Source organism: Desulfomicrobium norvegicum (assembly GCF_900114595.1).
In the GTDB taxonomy this organism is placed as follows: domain Bacteria; phylum Desulfobacterota; class Desulfovibrionia; order Desulfovibrionales; family Desulfomicrobiaceae; genus Desulfomicrobium; species Desulfomicrobium macestii.
The window spans coordinates 814,016-829,830 of record NZ_FOTO01000001.1 but is presented as its reverse complement, the minus strand read 5'-3'; the positions used below and the strand labels follow the sequence as shown (position 1 = coordinate 829,830).

General features: G+C 60.1%; 13 protein-coding genes and 2 tRNA genes. 3 read left to right on the top strand and 12 right to left on the bottom strand.

The annotated features are described in order from the left end of the window. Positions 1-39 precede the first annotated feature (39 nt). Entirely contained in the window at positions 40-915 is an 876-nt protein-coding gene (gene larE, locus BMZ24_RS03770) for an ATP-dependent sacrificial sulfur transferase LarE (protein ID WP_092189384.1), read from the top strand. A 72-nt stretch (positions 916-987) separates the two neighbouring features. Here larE and zntB read toward each other — a convergent pair whose 3' ends face one another. The 5 genes from zntB to BMZ24_RS03745 are packed head-to-tail and all read right to left on the bottom strand — an operon-like array spanning position 988 to position 8,526. Further along, a complete protein-coding gene (gene zntB, locus BMZ24_RS03765; RefSeq protein WP_092189382.1) occupies positions 988-1,968 on the bottom strand; it encodes a zinc transporter ZntB in 981 nt (326 codons plus the stop codon). 58 nt (positions 1,969-2,026) lie between these two features. Next, positions 2,027-3,052, bottom strand: a complete 1,026-nt coding sequence (locus BMZ24_RS03760; protein ID WP_092189380.1) for a diguanylate cyclase domain-containing protein — start codon at positions 3,050-3,052, stop codon at positions 2,027-2,029. Then, positions 3,036-3,629 (bottom strand): chemotaxis protein CheB, encoded by a 594-nt coding sequence (locus BMZ24_RS03755; protein WP_092189378.1) that lies wholly within the window; start codon positions 3,627-3,629, stop codon positions 3,036-3,038. Before BMZ24_RS03755 ends, BMZ24_RS03760 begins: the two co-directional genes overlap by 17 nt. Then, positions 3,626-4,474 (bottom strand): CheR family methyltransferase, encoded by an 849-nt coding sequence (locus BMZ24_RS03750; protein ID WP_244150274.1) that lies wholly within the window; start codon positions 4,472-4,474, stop codon positions 3,626-3,628. Before BMZ24_RS03750 ends, BMZ24_RS03755 begins: the two co-directional genes overlap by 4 nt. Beyond that, entirely contained in the window at positions 4,456-8,526 is a 4,071-nt protein-coding gene (locus tag BMZ24_RS03745; protein ID WP_092189374.1) for a response regulator, read from the bottom strand. Before BMZ24_RS03745 ends, BMZ24_RS03750 begins: the two co-directional genes overlap by 19 nt. A 580-nt stretch (positions 8,527-9,106) precedes the next feature. Between BMZ24_RS03745 and BMZ24_RS03735 the strand changes: the two genes are divergently transcribed. After that, positions 9,107-10,036, top strand: a complete 930-nt coding sequence (locus BMZ24_RS03735; RefSeq protein ID WP_092189370.1) for a magnesium transporter CorA family protein — start codon at positions 9,107-9,109, stop codon at positions 10,034-10,036. A gap of 60 nt (positions 10,037-10,096) precedes the next feature. Here the strand turns inward: BMZ24_RS03735 and BMZ24_RS03730 are convergent, their stop codons facing one another. From BMZ24_RS03730 to BMZ24_RS03715, 4 genes are all read right to left on the bottom strand, one after another. Continuing rightward, positions 10,097-10,723, bottom strand: a complete 627-nt coding sequence (locus BMZ24_RS03730; protein ID WP_092189368.1) for a LysE family translocator — start codon at positions 10,721-10,723, stop codon at positions 10,097-10,099. A gap of 100 nt (positions 10,724-10,823) precedes the next feature. After that, positions 10,824-11,150, bottom strand: coding sequence for a type II toxin-antitoxin system RelE/ParE family toxin (locus tag BMZ24_RS03725; protein WP_208599796.1), 327 nt, complete (start codon positions 11,148-11,150; stop codon positions 10,824-10,826). 2 nt (positions 11,151-11,152) lie between these two features. Next, positions 11,153-11,425: a type II toxin-antitoxin system Phd/YefM family antitoxin gene (locus tag BMZ24_RS03720; protein ID WP_092189364.1), complete on the bottom strand. Its 273-nt coding sequence runs from the start codon at positions 11,423-11,425 to the stop codon at positions 11,153-11,155. A gap of 126 nt (positions 11,426-11,551) precedes the next feature. Beyond that, the gene (locus BMZ24_RS03715) at positions 11,552-13,174 is read right to left on the bottom strand and encodes an FmdE family protein (RefSeq protein WP_092189362.1); all 1,623 of its coding nucleotides are present in this window, start codon (positions 13,172-13,174) and stop codon (positions 11,552-11,554) included. Between BMZ24_RS03715 and BMZ24_RS20335 the strand changes: the two genes are divergently transcribed. Next, a complete protein-coding gene (locus tag BMZ24_RS20335; protein ID WP_264080931.1) occupies positions 13,169-13,303 on the top strand; it encodes a hypothetical protein in 135 nt (44 codons plus the stop codon). The two genes, BMZ24_RS03715 and BMZ24_RS20335, sit on opposite strands and share 6 nt — an antisense overlap. A gap of 2 nt (positions 13,304-13,305) precedes the next feature. On the opposite strand, the gene BMZ24_RS03710 is transcribed toward BMZ24_RS20335, so the two are convergent. The 3 genes from BMZ24_RS03710 to BMZ24_RS03700 form a co-directional block, all read right to left on the bottom strand. Continuing rightward, positions 13,306-13,381, bottom strand: a tRNA-Thr gene (locus BMZ24_RS03710). Between the two features lie 8 nt (positions 13,382-13,389). Then, positions 13,390-13,466, bottom strand: a tRNA-Pro gene (locus BMZ24_RS03705). 193 nt (positions 13,467-13,659) lie between these two features. Then, entirely contained in the window at positions 13,660-15,720 is a 2,061-nt protein-coding gene (locus BMZ24_RS03700) for a methyl-accepting chemotaxis protein (protein WP_161949022.1), read from the bottom strand. Between the last annotated feature and the right edge of the window lie 95 nt (positions 15,721-15,815).

Here is a 15,815-nt window from a genome sequence, read left to right as displayed (position 1 = left end):
AAACATTGGATGAAGATCAGCTTGAAACGAGGAGTCTCGATGCCTTTGCATGATGAAACTTCCGCCTGGGATTCTCTGATCGGTCGGCTGCGTGAAGTGGGCCCTGTCACCGTGGCCTTTTCCGGCGGGATCGACAGCCGTTTTTTGGCCCATGCAGGGCTGCTGGCCGGAGTGTCGGTGGAGCTTGTGCATGTCCGTGGTCCACATGTCGCTCCCGAAGAGTCCGAATACGCTCTCGCGTGGGCTGCGAGCATGGGGCTGCCCTGGAAATTGCTGCGGCTTGATCCCTTGCATCTGCCTGAAGTCGCGGCCGGTTCGAAGGCGCGTTGCTATGAATGCAAGCGGTTTCTTTTCGAGCAGATACTGTCCGTCGCCACGGCGCCTGTCTGTGACGGTTCCAACGCCTCGGACGCCCGGCAGTTCCGTCCCGGAAGGCGGGCATTGCTTGAACTTGGCATCCGCTCTCCCCTGGCCGAAGTCGGATTGACCAAGGACATGATCCGCGCCCTGGCCAGGAAGACGGGCCTCGCGCGCCCGGAGCAGCAGGCCCGGGCCTGTCTGCTGACCCGCCTGCCGTATGGCCTGGCGCCTGATGCGCGGCTATTGGCGCGTCTGGCCGCAGGGGAGCGGGCCGTGGAAGAGGCTTTGCAAGCGGCGGGACATGAGGAATTCCCCTTCAGGCTGCGACTTGGCGACCGGGGATGCCATGAACTGCATCTTGGCCGTGAGATTCATTCATCCCGAATGCTCTGCATGTTGGAGGAGGTTCTTCTTGCCGAGGGTTTTTCACGCATCGCGGTGCGCTGCGTGTCACAACTGAGCGGCTATTTCGACAGAATGGATGATGAGCAAAAAACGCAATCCTTTCTTGCAGAGGGGCGTGCCGGAATGTTAGAGAGCGCACAAGACGATTGATCAGGTCCTTTGCGTGCGCGCCATGGTGGCGCCGCGCTGTAATCCATGCTTGGAATGATCAATCGTCTTTTTTTATAGCCAGCGGGACCGCTTGAATATCAGGAATATGCCCGCTCCCGCCAGTGCGACGCCCAGGCAGAATGCGGCAAAGCCCCATGGGCTGCCGGATCCGGGGATGCCGCCCACGTTGATGCCGAAAAGTCCCGTCAAGAATCCCAGTGGAAGAAAGATGACCGTCACCACCGAGAGCAGGAACATGCGCCGGTTCAGCTGTTCCGAGGCGTGGTTCACAAACTCCTCGTGCGCGAGGGCCGCGCGTTCACGCACCGCGTCAAGATCTTCTATGTGCCGAATGAGCTCGTCCGTGGTTTCGCGAATCCGGAAATGATCGTCCGGACTCATCCATGGCACCTGCTCGGTGGTCAGCCGTGACAGAGCCTCGCGCTGTGGCGCGAGGTAGCGGCGCAGCGCGATGGCCTGCCTGCGCAGATCGGCCAGGCTTTCGCGGGCCCTGGCATCCTTGTGTTCGACGATCCTCTCTTCCACCTCGGCCATGTTGTCTTCCAGTGCCTCGATGACCTCTCCGATGTTGTCCGTCATGAGCCCGAGCAACATCACCAGGAATTCCCCACTGCTGCGTGGGCCGTGTCCCGCTTCGAGCATGCCCTGGATCGTTTCCACGGATTTGAGCCGGCGTTTGCGTGTGGAGATGATCCGGCCGTCCTCGATCCATAATCTTATGGAGACCATGTCCTCGGGTTCGGCGCCGGGATTGAGGTTCACCCCGCGCAACGTCAGGAGCAGCCCCTCGCCGTGATGCAGTACGCGAGGCCGCGTTTCCTCGTCGAGCAAAGATTCCGCCACCGGAATGCTCAGCAATTCGGAGCGCAGCAGCCAGTCCCGGGTTTCCGGATCGGCATAGTTCAGGTGGAACCATGCGAGGCCCTCGTTTCGAGGCACATCCTGTCCCGGAACCCAGGTCTGAAGCGCTCCATGTCCCCGCCCGTCAAGAATCCTGAAGGCGTTTGAAGGCAATGAGTCCGGCGTCGTCATTTCATGGGCTCCGCTATCGCCATGCGTTGCATTCAGAGGCTTTCAAAGGGTGACGCTCCTAGTTCCAGGGAGACTTGCATGACAGGGGGATGCAGTCGGTGCGAATCCAGCGGTCCCGGCCTTCCTGCTTGGCCTGGTAAAGTCCCTGGTCGGCGGCCTGGATCAAGTCTGCCGGGATGCAGCCGGGAATCGGGATGACCGTGCTCACTCCAAGGCTTACGGTGACCACGCTCTGGACAGGCGAGTCCAGGTGTTCGATCGCAAGTTCGGCCACGGTCCGGCGCATGCTCTCCGCCACCAGCTGCGCTCCCTCGGCGCTGGTGCCCGGCAGGATGGCCGCGAATTCCTCACCGCCATAGCGCGCGACCATGTCGGCGGGTCGTCGCATCATGCCTGCCAGGGCCGAGGCCACGCGGCACAGGCAGCAGTCGCCGGCCAGATGTCCGTAGCGGTCGTTGAAAAGCTTGAAATGATCCACATCCAGGATGATCAGCGAGAGAGGGGTTTTTTCGCGGGCCATGCGATTCCACTCCAGATTGAGCATCTCGTCGAATTGACGGCGGTTGGGGATGCCGGTCAGCCCGTCAAGGGATGACAGGAGTTGCAGCTGGCGGTTTTTTTCCTCCAGTTCGGCCTGCAGCAGATTGAGTTCTGCGATTCTGGCGTCAAGTTCCCTGGTCTTGCTTTGCAGTGCATGCCGCTGGCGGTGAATTTCCAGGAATATGCGGACCTTGCAGAAGAGCATTTGCGGGTCCAAGGGCTTGAACAGATAGTCCACGGCCCCGGAATCGTACCCGCGAAAAATGTGCTGATGCTCGGTATGGCTGGCGGTTACGAAGATGATGGGGATGTGCCGGGTGCGTTTGTTGCCGCGCATCAGTTCCGCTGTTTCGAAACCGTCCATGTCCGGCATCTGTACGTCCAGAAGCACCAGGGCGAAATCGTGGTCCAGCAGGCTGGCCAGGGCTTCCTGGCCTGATCCCGCGCGCACGATGTTCAGCTCCGGGTTTTCCAGGAGATGTTCAAGAGTCAGCAGGTTTTCCGGGCGATCGTCCACGATCAGGATGTCAATCGGTGTTGGCATGGCTCGGTCCAATAAGGAGGTTGTTCAAAAAAGGGGCGATCTCGCGCAAAGGCAAGACATGGTCCACGTTGGTGGATTCCAGGGCGGCCCGTGGCATGGCGTCCGCCAGGGCCGATTCCGGGGACTGCACGATGGCCAGCCCTCCTCGGCGCTTGATGCGGGCCAGCCCTTTGGCCCCGTCCTGGTTGGCTCCGGTCAGGACCACGCCGATGAGCGCGGCGCCGAAGGCGTCGGAGGCGGTCTCGAAGAGCACATCCACCGAGGGCCGCGAAAAATTCACTTTCGGGTCAACGCTAAGGGAAAGGCTTCCGTCCGGTTCCACCAGCAGATGATAATCGGGTGGAGCCACATACGCCACGCCCGCCTGCAGAAACTCCTTGTCCTCGGCCTCCTTGACCTTGAGTCCGCTCACCTCGTCCAGGCGGAGCGCAAGATAGGAGTCGGCCTGTGGCGAAAGGTGCTGCACGATGAGCACGGGTACGGAGAGGTCCTTGCGCAGGCCCGGGACAAGAATCTTGAGGGCTTCGAGACCACCGGACGAAACTCCGACAACCACTGCCTTGAACGCTCTTTTCATGCGTCCCTGCGCTTGCGGTAAATTTTTTCCTTTTCCCGCACGACTTCAAATTTTTCCGCATGCCTGGAAAATTTGAGACTCTCCTTGCTTCCCAGGCACAAGAATCCTCCCGGACACAGGCTATCGACAAACAGTCCCACCACCCGATCCTGCAACTCGCGGTCGAAGTAGATGAGGACGTTGCGGCAGACAATCAGGTGCATTTCGCCGAAAACTCCGTCCGTGACCAGGTTGTGCTCGGAAAAGAAAATCCTCTCTTTGAGGAACGAACACAGCAGCGCCCGTTCGTCGTCGGCCGCGTAGTAGTCGGCAAATGAATTTTCCCCGCCCGCCTGCTGGTATTTGGTCGTGTAGTCCTTGAGCTGCGCCAGCGGAAAGGCGGCTTCCCTGGCCTGTTCCAGAATGGCGCGGTTGAAGTCCGTGGCGTAGATCTGCCCGCGCTCGCGCATTCCCGCCTCGTGCAGCAGGATGGCCATGGAGTACACTTCCTGTCCGGCGGAACATCCCGCATGCCAGATCTTGAAGGACGGGTAGGTGCCGAGCATGGGCAGGATCTCGTTTCTGAGCGCCTTGTAGAACGGCGGGTCCCTGAACATCTCCGAGACATTGATGGAGAGGTCCTGCAAAAAAATCAGGAACATCTTTTCGTCATGCAGGACCGCGTGCTGCAACTGCGAAATGGACGCCAGCCCGGAGAGGCTCAACCTGTACTCGGCCCGCCGCTTGAGGTGGGCCATGGAGTAGTTGCGGAAGTCGTACCCGTATTTGAGGTAGATGGCTTCCAGAAGCAGGCGCAATTCGATGCGCTCGGTCTCGGGATGAACGTTCATTTGCGGTATAGCCATACGCGCAGCAGCGAGAGCAGCTTGTCCATATCCACGGGCTTGGCCAGGTAGTCGTTGGCGCCGGCCTCGATGCAGGCGCTCTTGTCCCCCTTCATGGCCTTGGCGGTCAGGGCGATGATGGGCAGGTCCTTGAGCCTCGGATCCTTGCGGATTTCCCGCATGGCTTCATAGCCGTCCATGACCGGCATCATGATGTCCATGAGTACCAGATCGATCTCGGGATTCTCCCGCAGCTTGGTCAGGCTTTCGCTGCCGTCCCGGGCCACCACGACCTGCATCCCTTTTTCCTCAAGCACGCTCGTCAGTGCAAAAATGTTGCGCATGTCGTCATCGACCACGAGGACCGTGCGCGCGTAGAGCACGGATTCCGGCTCCGAGTCGGTCTGGAGCATGCGTTGCTTTTCCTGGGGCAGATTGGCCTGGACCCGGTGCAGAAAGAGCGTCGTTTCTTCCAGCAACCGCTCCGGAGAGCGTGCGCCCTTGACGATGATGCTCTCCGCATACTGCGAGAGTCTGCGCTCTTCCTCGTCGCTCAGGTCCCGGCCCGTGTAGACGACCACGGGCAGGGTGGACGGGGTCGGGCCGGAGCGCAGCGTCCGTAGCACGTCAAAGCCGGACATGTCGCTGAGCCCAAGGTCCAGGATCATGCAGTCGAAGTTCTGGGACTTGAGCAGCGCCAGCGCTTGGGCGCCCGAGGCGGCGGTTACGGTTTCAACGTCTCCGTTGCCGATCAGTGCGCGAATGGACTCCCGCTGCAGGGCGTCGTCATCGACCACGAGCAGCCTGCGCGAGGGTTTTTTGATGAAGGAGTCTATTTTTTCGAGCAGTTTTTGCAGTTCTTCGATCTTTACGGGCTTGGTCAAAAAGGCCAGCGCGCCCATGCGCATGGCTTCCAGGCTGCGGTCTTCCGCCGAAATGAAGGACAGAGGGATGTGCCGCGTTCCGGGATCGTTTTTGAGCCGCTCCATGACCGTCCAGCCGTCTATGCCCGGCAGGACGTTGTCGAGAATGATGGCGCTTGGCGCGTGAAAATCGGCAAAGTGCAGACCGGTCTCGCCGTCGGCCGCCAAGAGGACCTTGAAGCCCATGTCTCGCGCCTGATCACGCAGGATGCGGGCGAAATGCTGGTCATCCTCGATGATCAGGAGCGACTTGTCGCCGGATTTGAGGTTGGCGCGATCGTCCTGCAGATAGGGCGCGGGCGCTTCGACCTCGGGCTTTGCAGGCCGGGGGGGCGTCGCTTTTTGTTCGGGCGCGGACTCCCTCGGGCGGATTTCGTCAACGGAGGTCCCGGCGTGGTGGCGCAAGGGCAGGATCAGGCTGAAGGTCGAGCCCTGTCCTTCCCGGCTGTGCAGGCGGATTTCCCCGCCCAGAAGTTTGGTCAGTTCCCGGGAGATGGACAGCCCAAGGCCCGTGCCGCCGTATTTGCGGCTGGTGCTGCCGTCGGCCTGGCGGAAGGCTTCGAAGATCGTGCCCTGTTTGTCTTCGGGGATGCCGATGCCCATGTCCGTGACTGCGATGCAGATCGCCTCCTCGGCCGAGGGAATGCTCTCGGGCAGGGCGATTTCAGGGTCGGGACGGGAGATGGACAGGGTGACGCTGCCGTGGTCCGTGAACTTGAAGGCATTGGACAGGAGATTGCGCAGGACTTGCTGCAGCCGGTGCGTGTCGGTGAGCATGGTCTCGGGCAGGGATGGATCCTGTTCGACCAGAAAGGAGACGCCTTTTTCCACGGCGACGCCTTTGAAGACCCGCTGCAGGTCCGAGATCATGGAGGTTAGCGGCATCTCTTCCAGGTGCAGCTCGACCTTGCCCGCCTCGACCTTGGACAGGTCGAGAATTTCGTTGATGAGGCGCAACAGGTCCGCGCCCGAAGAGTTGATGGCCGACGCCGCTTCCGTCTGCTTCGGGGAAAGGTTTCCTTCCTTGTTGTGCGCCAGAAGCTGGGACAGGATGAGGATGGAGTTGAGCGGGGTGCGCAGCTCGTGGGACATGTTGGCCAGGAATTCGGATTTGTACCTGCTCGCGCTTTCAAGTTCCTGGGCCTTGAGCTTGAGTTGCTCCTGGGCGCGCAGAAGCTCCTTGTTCTTGCGGCGGATGGCGCTTTTCTGCTCTTCAAGCTCCATGGCCCGTTCGCCAAGCTTGTCGTTGACGGAGCGCAGTTCGCCCTGCTGGTCCTGCAGCCTGCGTTCGGATTCCTTGAGGGCGCGGGTCTGTTCGGCCAGTTCCTCGTTGGTGACCTGCAACTCCTCCTGCTGGGCCTGCAGCTCGGTCTGGGACTCCTTGAGCATGTTGGTCTGTTCTTCGAGTTCCTCGTTGGCCACCCGCAGCATCTCCTGCTGCTCCTGGGCCTGCCGCAAGAGGTCTGCGATCACGCCGCGCGAGGTGGCCATGTTGAACAGAACCGCCGTGTTCTTGGCGATATCGGCTATGAACTGCCTGTGCAGAGGTGAGAATGCATATTCGCGGCCGATGAGAAATGCGCCGAGCAGCTCCTTGCCCATGAATACGGGCGCGGCCAGGAAATGGCTGGGGACGGCTTCGCCTGGACCGAAATGAAAATGCGGCGCACCCTCTTCGACCTGAGCGAAGGTAAGGATTTCTCCTTCCAGGGCGGCCTGGCCGACCAGCCCCTCGCCTACGCGCAGTCTGGTGAATTGCCCTTGCCGGTTGGTGAAGGCGTAGGATGAGGTCAACACCAGTTCGCCGTCATCGTGCAGAAAAAAGAGTCCGATCTGGCTGTCCAGGTGCTTGCAGATGAAGGAGATGAAAAGCCGGGCCAGTTCCTGGGGGCTGTGTTCGCCGCGCAGGGTGTCGTCGAGGCCTGTCTTGCCCTGGTTGAGCCAGTCCATTTCGCGCAGGTTGCGGGCCATGCTGTTCAGGGCCTTGGCCAGCATGCCCAGTTCGTCCTTTTGACGCAGGTCCAGGCGGGCCTTCAAATCTCCGGCGGAGATGGCCTCGGCGAAGCTCACGCCCTGTTCCAGCGGCTGGCTGATGCCTTTGGCCAAGCCATAGGCGCCGGGCGCGATCATGAGAGCCAGTACCGCGCCGGTGACGCAGATGATCAGCAGGAATGTCCAGATGGGGCGCAGAATTTCGCCCTTGTCGATCTTGGAAATGAGAATCCAGTTGGTGCCCAGTACGTCCAGCGTGTTGAAGGCCACCAGCACCGTCGTGCCCGCGCTGTCCTCGTAGGTGCCGCCGCCTCCGTCGAAGCCCTTGACCACGGCGTCATGCCAGTAGGCGGGAGTGCGGGGCAGGGTGTAGCCGATGACGTAGAGGCCATTGCCCATGGTCTTGATATCGCTGCGCATTTCGAATTTCTTTTGGGATTCGAGCCAGCGCAGCAGATAGGATTCTCCCGATTTGCCCAGGCCCTGCCGGGAGGGCATTATCTGGTTGATGAACTCCCCCGAGACGCGCGCGGCGATGACCCCGGCCACGCCGCCTTGCAGGTCAAGGACCGGATAGCCGATGAAGGCGGCCTGTTTCCCGCCATTGGGCTCGTAGACGCTGAAATCCTCGAAGGCCACGTCTCCGCTGCGCAGCACCCGTTCCCAGAGTCTGGCCAGCGCCGTGTGCCGGTAGCGACCGGTGGCCAGGCTGGTGCCAAGCTCCTCGCCCTGGCCGGCCGCGTACATGACATTACCTCCACGACGGTCGATCAGGTAGAGGTCCTCAAAGCCGTTGACGGCGATGTAGCCCTTGAGTTGGGAGTCGTATCTGCCGTGAATTCTTTGATATTCGCTTGATTCGATGGGGTAGGGGCGCGCCGGGTCATCTTCCCCGAGCACGTTCAGGTCGTCCACGGCCTGCTGGGTCTGCCGCAGTCCGGCCAGGAGCTTGAGCCCGCTTATGCGTTCGGTCAGGGTGGTTTGCAGCTTGTCGCGCTTGATGGCCTGGATGCTGCCGAGTTGTTCAAAGGCCAGATCCAGAAGGGCGTTGGAAGCGGAGTAGCTGCCGATGAGGGCCACGATGCCCAGAGGAACGATTCCGGTCATGATGAACAGGAAAAGGAGCTTGGGCTTCATGCGGATGTTGTCAAAAATCATGGTTCATCCTGGCGCTCTGAAGGGAATGCGTCCCGGAGGTCGCGTGTAATGGGAACTGCCTTGAAAGAATCGATTGCACTTACGTTAAAACGCTTTCAAGGGCAACGCATCCGGCGTGGATTTCAGGAACTTTTTTGCACGTTTGCGACAGGAACCGCGGGATTGAGCTTGCGTTTCGAGAGTGTCAGGCGTATGGGTGGCCATCGTTTTTTGTGTCCCGGACATTGTGCCCGGGCGACATGCAAAGGAGATCACAGTGGATTCTGGCGACAGTTGCGGCCCTAGGCCCTGCTTCCGACATCGTAAACTTTTTCGTCGAGCTCCCCGTCCTCATCGCGCCTGACCCGGCCGCCTGACGGAGCCTCGGCGCTGCGGCAGGTGGATCATGCTTTCCCACACTTTTCGTTCCCGTGCGGTCTTTTGCCGCCGCTTCGTCCGTTCCGGACAGCTTCCTCGTGCCGCGGGCCGTTCCGCGGACCCGTACTCGTGATTCTTCAGATCGGTTTTGGGCCACGCCCGGGCTGCCGATGAACCCGGCGTATTTTTTCTGCCTGTTCACACCATTTGAAGGACTCACAATATGATTACAATCCACAAGACCATTGATGGAATCCTGTCTCCTCAGGAACACCTCGACTCCGACTGCTGGGTCAACCTGATCAATCCCTCCGAGGAGGAACTGCAGCGTACTTCGATCCTGCTCGGCATTCCCCTCGACCATCTGACCGACCCTCTGGATGTCGACGAGCGCGCCCGCCTTGAACTGGAGGAAGGAGTGCTTCTGCTGGTCCTGCGCGTGCCGGTCGAGAATGTCTCCGACCGCATCCCCTACCTCACCCAGCCCATCGGCGTGATCATAACGCCTACGGCCGTGGTCACGGTCTGCCGCTCTCCGCAGGATCTGGTCACCGGGATTCTGAACGGACGCACCCGCATTGTGGATACGGCGGACAGGATGCGTTTCGCCATCCATCTCATGCAGCGCACGTCGCTCATTTACCTGAGGTTCCTGAAAGACATCATCAGGCGCTCGGACGTGATCGAGCACCGGCTGCAGCAGTCCATGCGCAATGAGGAGCTCATCGAGCTTCTGGGCATCGAGAAGAGCTTGGTCTATTTCACGACGTCCCTCAAAGCCAACGACATCATCATGGACAAGGTCCTGCGCATGCGCACCATCCAGTTGACCGAGGATCAGTCCGATCTGCTGGAGGACGCCATCACCGAGAATCGGCAGGCCATCGACATGTCCAAGATCCACAGCGACATCCTGTCCGGGACCATGGACGCGTTTGCATCCATCATCTCCAACAACATGAACATGGTCATGAAATTCCTGACGGGATTCACCATCATCCTCATGATTCCCAACATCATTTCGGGTGTTTACGGCATGAATATCGCGACCCCTTTTCAAGGCTCGCCCCATGCCTTCGCCATCGTTTCCGGGATCGCCGTCGGCGGATGCCTGCTCGCCTGGCTTTTGCTGGCAAGGAAGCGCTGGATGTAGTTTTTTCGCGAATGGGGGAACTGAAGGCGGACCGGATGCGGCCCGCCTTTTTTTTTCGGGCTAGCGGTCGGCCCAGAGCAGGCGCAGGCCAAGCAGCATGAGGATGGCTCCGGCGCCCTTGTGCAGCCAGGCCGAAAGGGAGGGGCGGGCGGCCAGGCGGGAGTTGAGCGCTCCCGCGCCAAGGGCCACCAGTCCGAAGCCGAGCATGGTCAAAACGACGAAGGTCAGGCCGAGGACCATCATCTGCATGGCCGGGTGCCCCTGGTCGGGGCGCACGAACTGCGGAAAGAAGGCCAGGAAAAAGATCGCGACCTTGGGGTTGAGCAGATTGGCGAGGATCGATTGGCGAAAGATGATGCGGGCCGTCTTGTCTTCCCCGTGCCCGGAGAGGACCAGCGCCGGGTCCGCCGTCCAGAGCTTGAAGCCGAGATAGAGCAGGTAGATGCCGCCCGCGATCTTGACCAGGGTGAAGGCCAAGGCCGACGAGGCCAGGATGGCCGAGAGTCCGAAGACCGCAAGCAGGGTGTGACCGATGTTGCCCAGGCTGAAGCCCATGGCGGCGGCCAGCGCGGCCGAGCGCCCCTGGGCCACGCCTCGGGTCAGCACGTGGATGATGTCCGGGCCGGGGGTGAAAATGAGTAACAGTGAGGTCAGGCTGAAGACGAGAAGCTGGTCGATGCTGATCATGATTCCTCCGCGGTGATGATGCCGGGATGGATAATCGATGATCGGGCGGCGGGCAAGGGCGCGTTGGCGGGGCGTGTCGCTGCGTCGGGTACGGCCGAACTCAGGGCTCGCGCTCCAGCAGACGCTTGGCAAGATGGGACCCCAGGTCCCGCCGCGTGTCGGCGATGATGTGGATGTAGATCTCTTTGGCGCGTATTTCGTAGATGATTCGGTTTTTTCCAGACAGAATCTGGCGATACTGAGTCAGGCCGAGTTGTGCGATTTCATCCGGGATGACGCCACTGCGGGGAAATTCCTGTAGTCCGCGCACGCTTTTCTTGATGTCCGCGTATGTGTCCTGCCAATGCTTGGGCGTGAAGGTATCAATGAGATAGCGGCGCAATTCCTTCAAGTCCCGTTCGGCGGATTCGAGAATGAAGATACGCATGGTCATTTCGGATCGAGGGCGTCAATCTCGGTAAAAACATCCTCAACGTCCCGGAATCTTCCCTGGTCCATCTCCCGCTTGCCCAAAGCCAGCAGTTTGAGGAGCGCGAAGGTTTCTTCCTGAGCTTCGTAGCTTTTGACGTCCATGACCACGAGTTTGGCTTCCCCGTTTTGGGTGATGAGCAGCGGTTGCCGGGTCTGCGAAAGCGTGGACACGATCTCGGCCGCATGGCTTTTGAGATAACTGATGGGTTTGACCTGGGTGGAATATTTCATGGATGCCCTCCGGATAATCGAGATGGAACTTATTTAGTCCTTATTTGGTCTCTTGTCCATGAAGAGCGTCCCCGCCGTCCGGTTCGGACAGCGGGGACGCGTGAGGTCATTTTGCCGAAAGGGCGGTTATTTGGCGAAAGTGCACTTGGGGTAGGTGCAGGTGTTGCACTGCAGGCAGACACCGCCTTCGCCGATGCGGGCCAGGTCGCGGCGGGTGATGGGCACGCCGGCCAGCAGGCGGGGCAGGAGCACGTCCAGGCTCGTGGTCTTGAAGAAGAGGGCGCAGGCGGGCACGCCCATGACCTGCACGCCTCCGATGCGGCCGATGAGCGTCATGGCTCCGGGCAGGATCGGCGCGCCGTGCAGTGCGTCGGTCATTCCTGCGTCCTCCAGGCCCTTGCGGGTCACGTCGTCGGGATCAACGGACAGGCCGGCCGTGGTCACGATCAGGTCGGCGCCACGTTCCAGCAGCTGCTTCACGCCGTCGGCAATGGCCTCCCGGTCGTCCGGGGCGACTACCTCGCCCACCACAGTGGAACCCAGGGCTTCGGCCTTGGCCCGGATGATGGGCGCGAATCTGTCCTCGATCAGGCCCTGAAAGACCTCAGTGCCCGTGACCAGCACGCCGATCTTGGCCTGGCGCAGCGGGGCGATGGACATGATCGGCTCGTCGCCAAGCGCGCTCAGGGCGCGGCTGAAGTTTTCGCGGCTGAGAAAAAGCGGAATGGCGCGGGTGCCGCCCACCAGGCGGCCTTCTTCGACCAGGGCGCAGTGCTGGCGCGTGGCGCACATGACGTTGGGGGTCAGGTTGAAACGTTCCAGTGCTTCAAGGTTGACCTGCAGGAGGCCGGAACAGGCCGCATGAAAGTCGATCTTGCCTTCGCGGGGCTCGGGCGTGCATGCGATGCCGGGGCCCGCCATGCGGGTGGCAAAGCTGATCGCCGCGTCGTTTTCGTGCACGAATTCGCCTTCGGGCAGGCTTTCGTCCTGCACGTAGACACTGTTGCGGCCCATCTGCTGCAACCGGCAGACATCGCCTGCCGTGATGGTCTGTCCGGCCAGGAATTCCGCGCCCTTGCTCTGGCCGGGTTCGATGCGGGTCATGTCGTGCAGTGCCTTGCGGCCGACAGCCTCGGCCACGGGTACGCGGGTCGGCATGCATTCCTCGACTTCAACTGCGCGCGAATGTTCGTAGGGGGCCTCGCCCTGGCAGCCTCGGCAGATGGCTCCGTCGCTGACCGGATAGGCTTCACGGCAGACTGGGCAGCGGTCGATGCGGGTCATGTGGCTGTGTCCCAGGAGCCTCTGCTGCACCGTAATCTTTTCCAGGCGCAGGATGCTGTCTCCGGCGGCCTCGATCTCCCGGAACAGCTCTTCGGTGTCCTGGTCCTTCTTGGGCACGAGCTTCAAGAACCAGCCTTCGATCTGCGGCCAGTCCTTGAGTTTGTCCAGATCGACGCTGACGCGCACGCCGACGCCCGTGTACTTGTCGAAAAGGGAGACGGCATAGCGGCCAAGGTTGACTATCTTCATCCAGCCGTTGCCGATGCTGCACAGGGTCAGGAGCTGCACCGCGTCGGGCAGGCATTTCTTGCTCTCGACCACGGCCTCGAAAAGGATATTCGGGGGCAGCGCGGCCTTGGCCATCTCGACCATGTAGCCGCCTATCAAGAGGCCGGGGGCGGGATAGCCGTGAAATTCGGCGGCTTTGTCCTTGAATTCCTGAAAGGTGTAGGAGCCTACGTGCATGTATTCCTCGCGGGGGAAAGGTTTTTGTTTGACCGCGAAGATTTAGCAGTGAAGCGGCCAAAAGAGAACTTTGTGAAAAAGGTGGATATCACGCAACAAAAAAAAGCCGGTCCTAAGACCGGCTTATAATCTGGAGCCCACAAGCAGGATTGAACTGCTGACCTCGTCCTTACCAAGGACGCACTCTACCGACTGAGCTATGTGGGCATTTCGTGTGGTCGGGATGAGAGGATTTGAACCTCCGGCCCCTTGAACCCCATTCAAGTGCGCTACCAGGCTGCGCTACATCCCGACACGAGAAAACGCTTCTAGGTAGAGCCTTGGGCTTTGTCAAACACTTTTTTGATTTCAACCCGAAATAACGTGACATTTTTTGAAATTGTTTGTTTTTCCGGGCCGCTGTGTTTGGGTCATGGCTGGATGAAACTGTTTGCAGGCGGTAAAAAAGGCCGCATGCGGCCCTTTTTTCCACCCACTGCACGGGCCTAGATCTTGAAACGTGAAACCTGATCCCGCAGGCGTTCGGCAAGTTCGGAGAGCTCCATCGCGCTCTGCTGCACTGTCTGGCTGCTCGCGGTCATCTCGTCCGAGGCCGAGCGCACTTTTTCGATGTCGGAGCTGATGGAGTGGGTCATGGACGAACTGGTGGCCACGTTGGAGTTGATCTCTGTGATGCCCATGGACGCCTGCCCGACGTTTTCGGCGATGTCGCGAGTGGTCACGGATTGCTCCTCGACCGCGGCGGCGATGGTGCCCACGATTTCATTCATCTCGGCGATGACTCCGGTGATGTCGGAGATGTCGCCCACCGTCTGGGTGGTCACGGATTGGATGCCCGTGATCCTCTCGCGGATGTCCTCGGTAGCCTTGGCGGTCTGCTGTGCGAGTTCCTTGATCTCGTTGGCCACCACGGCAAATCCGCGTCCGGCCTCGCCCGCCCGCGCCGCCTCGATGGTGGCGTTCAAGGCCAGCAGGTTGGTCTGGGAGGAGATGGCGGTGATGGTCGCGGTCACGGCGCTGATTTCCTTGGCGGCCGCGCCCAGTTCGTCGACCCGGCCCGATGCGGCCTGGGCCTTGGATACCGCGCTGGCCGTGGTGTTCTTGGCCCGCTCGGAATTCTGGGCGATCTCGTGGATGGTGGCGGACATTTCTTCAGCCGCCGTGGCCACGGTGGTCATGTTCATGGAGGCCTGTTCCATGGCTGCCGAGACGGAGTTCATGTTGCCGCTGACTTCCTCGGCCGCGTTGCTGACCGTGTTGGCCATGTTCGCGGTCTGGGCCGACCCCTCGGTCATCTGGGAGGATATGCTCGACAGTTGCGTGGACGCGGTGGCCAGGGACTGGGTGGCGGTGTTGATTTCGCCGAGCATTTCCTTGGTGCGGCCGACCATGGTGTTCAAGGCGTCGGACAGATGCCCGATGGCGTCCTTGGCCGGGTGGGTGAAAGCGATGGTGTAGTCGCCATCGGCCACCTGCAGGCTCTTGGCCGCGAGCTGGTTCAGGGGCTTGGCGATGCCGCGGATGAGCAGCACGGCGATGAATACGCCGAGGAGCATGACGGCCAAGCCGACGTAGATGCTATCGGTAATGATTTCCGTGTCCAGCCCGCGAATCATCTGTGCATCACTCAGGCCGACGGCGACATGCCAGTCCCAGGGCTCGAAGTGCTGGGTATAGGTGATCTTGTGTTCCCCGTTCCACTCATAGTCGAGGAAGTTGCTCTTGTGGTCACGGAACAAATCCCCGATTCCGGCCTCCTCGAAAATATTTTTTCCTTCGAGGGTGGGATGGACCAACACCTCTCCTTTGGAATTGTACACGAAAAAGTAACCGACACCGCCCGCCTTGATGGTGGTCAGCATCTCGCGCAGCTGCGGGGTCAATATCTTGCGTCCCACGAAGAGGACCGCCACGATCTTGTCGTCGGCGTTGTACACGGGCTTATACGAAGTCACGTACCAGTCGTTGACCACAAAAGCGCGGCCGTTATAGGTTTCGCCGCTCATGACTGTCTTGTATACGGGACTGTCGGCGGGGATGTAAGTGTCCACCGCACGGTCCGTTTCGTTGATGCGCACGTTGGTGGATACCCGCAGCAGTTTGTCGTCCAGCACCTGAAAGATGGTGGCCACACCACCGGTCATGAACTGGATCTTGTCCACGATGCCCGTGTTGCCGTTCATGACCGTTCCGCCGAGCATTAGTCTGGGTATGCTGACTTGCTTGGATTCTTTGCTGACCTGATTGATGATGGTTCGATCCAGCATGTAGCTTGGGTCCAGGTCAAAGGAACCATAGCGGTCCAGTTCTCCCTCCAGGATGGTCATGTCGCCGGCGAGTTTTTCGAGCAAAAGGGAGTTCTGGGTTTCAAGCGAGATGAAGACGGAGTTGTTGATGTTCTCCAGCGCATCCCTGCCGAGACTTTCCAGTCCGTCCTTGACGAGAATGTTTGAGACCGCGATTACCGATATCAATGACAGAATCAGAATGGACAGGATTCCGGTAAACAGTTTTGTGGTGAATTTGATGGACTGGGTGTTGATCATGCGCCCTCCTCTCATGAGGTAGTGTAATACGAGTTGCGTAGTACAATTTATACGTATTTGGACTGAATAAATCAACAAGGATTATTAATATTAAG

Excerpts from the sequence above, each read along its gene's own strand:
- larE (WP_092189384.1), top strand. The coding sequence starts at position 40 with ATGCCTTTGCATGATGAAACTTCCGCCTGGGATTCTCTGATCGGTCGG.
- zntB (WP_092189382.1), bottom strand. The coding sequence starts at position 1,968 with ATGACGACGCCGGACTCATTGCCTTCAAACGCCTTCAGGATTCTTGAC.
- BMZ24_RS03760 (WP_092189380.1), bottom strand. The coding sequence starts at position 3,052 with ATGCCAACACCGATTGACATCCTGATCGTGGACGATCGCCCGGAAAAC.
- BMZ24_RS03755 (WP_092189378.1), bottom strand. The coding sequence starts at position 3,629 with ATGAAAAGAGCGTTCAAGGCAGTGGTTGTCGGAGTTTCGTCCGGTGGT.
- BMZ24_RS03750 (WP_244150274.1), bottom strand. The coding sequence starts at position 4,474 with ATGGCTATACCGCAAATGAACGTTCATCCCGAGACCGAGCGCATCGAA.
- BMZ24_RS03745 (WP_092189374.1), bottom strand. The coding sequence starts at position 8,526 with ATGATTTTTGACAACATCCGCATGAAGCCCAAGCTCCTTTTCCTGTTC.
- BMZ24_RS03735 (WP_092189370.1), top strand. The coding sequence starts at position 9,107 with ATGATTACAATCCACAAGACCATTGATGGAATCCTGTCTCCTCAGGAA.
- BMZ24_RS03730 (WP_092189368.1), bottom strand. The coding sequence starts at position 10,723 with ATGATCAGCATCGACCAGCTTCTCGTCTTCAGCCTGACCTCACTGTTA.
- BMZ24_RS03725 (WP_208599796.1), bottom strand. The coding sequence starts at position 11,150 with ATGCGTATCTTCATTCTCGAATCCGCCGAACGGGACTTGAAGGAATTG.
- BMZ24_RS03720 (WP_092189364.1), bottom strand. The coding sequence starts at position 11,425 with ATGAAATATTCCACCCAGGTCAAACCCATCAGTTATCTCAAAAGCCAT.
- BMZ24_RS03715 (WP_092189362.1), bottom strand. The coding sequence starts at position 13,174 with ATGCACGTAGGCTCCTACACCTTTCAGGAATTCAAGGACAAAGCCGCC.
- BMZ24_RS03700 (WP_161949022.1), bottom strand. The coding sequence starts at position 15,720 with ATGATCAACACCCAGTCCATCAAATTCACCACAAAACTGTTTACCGGA.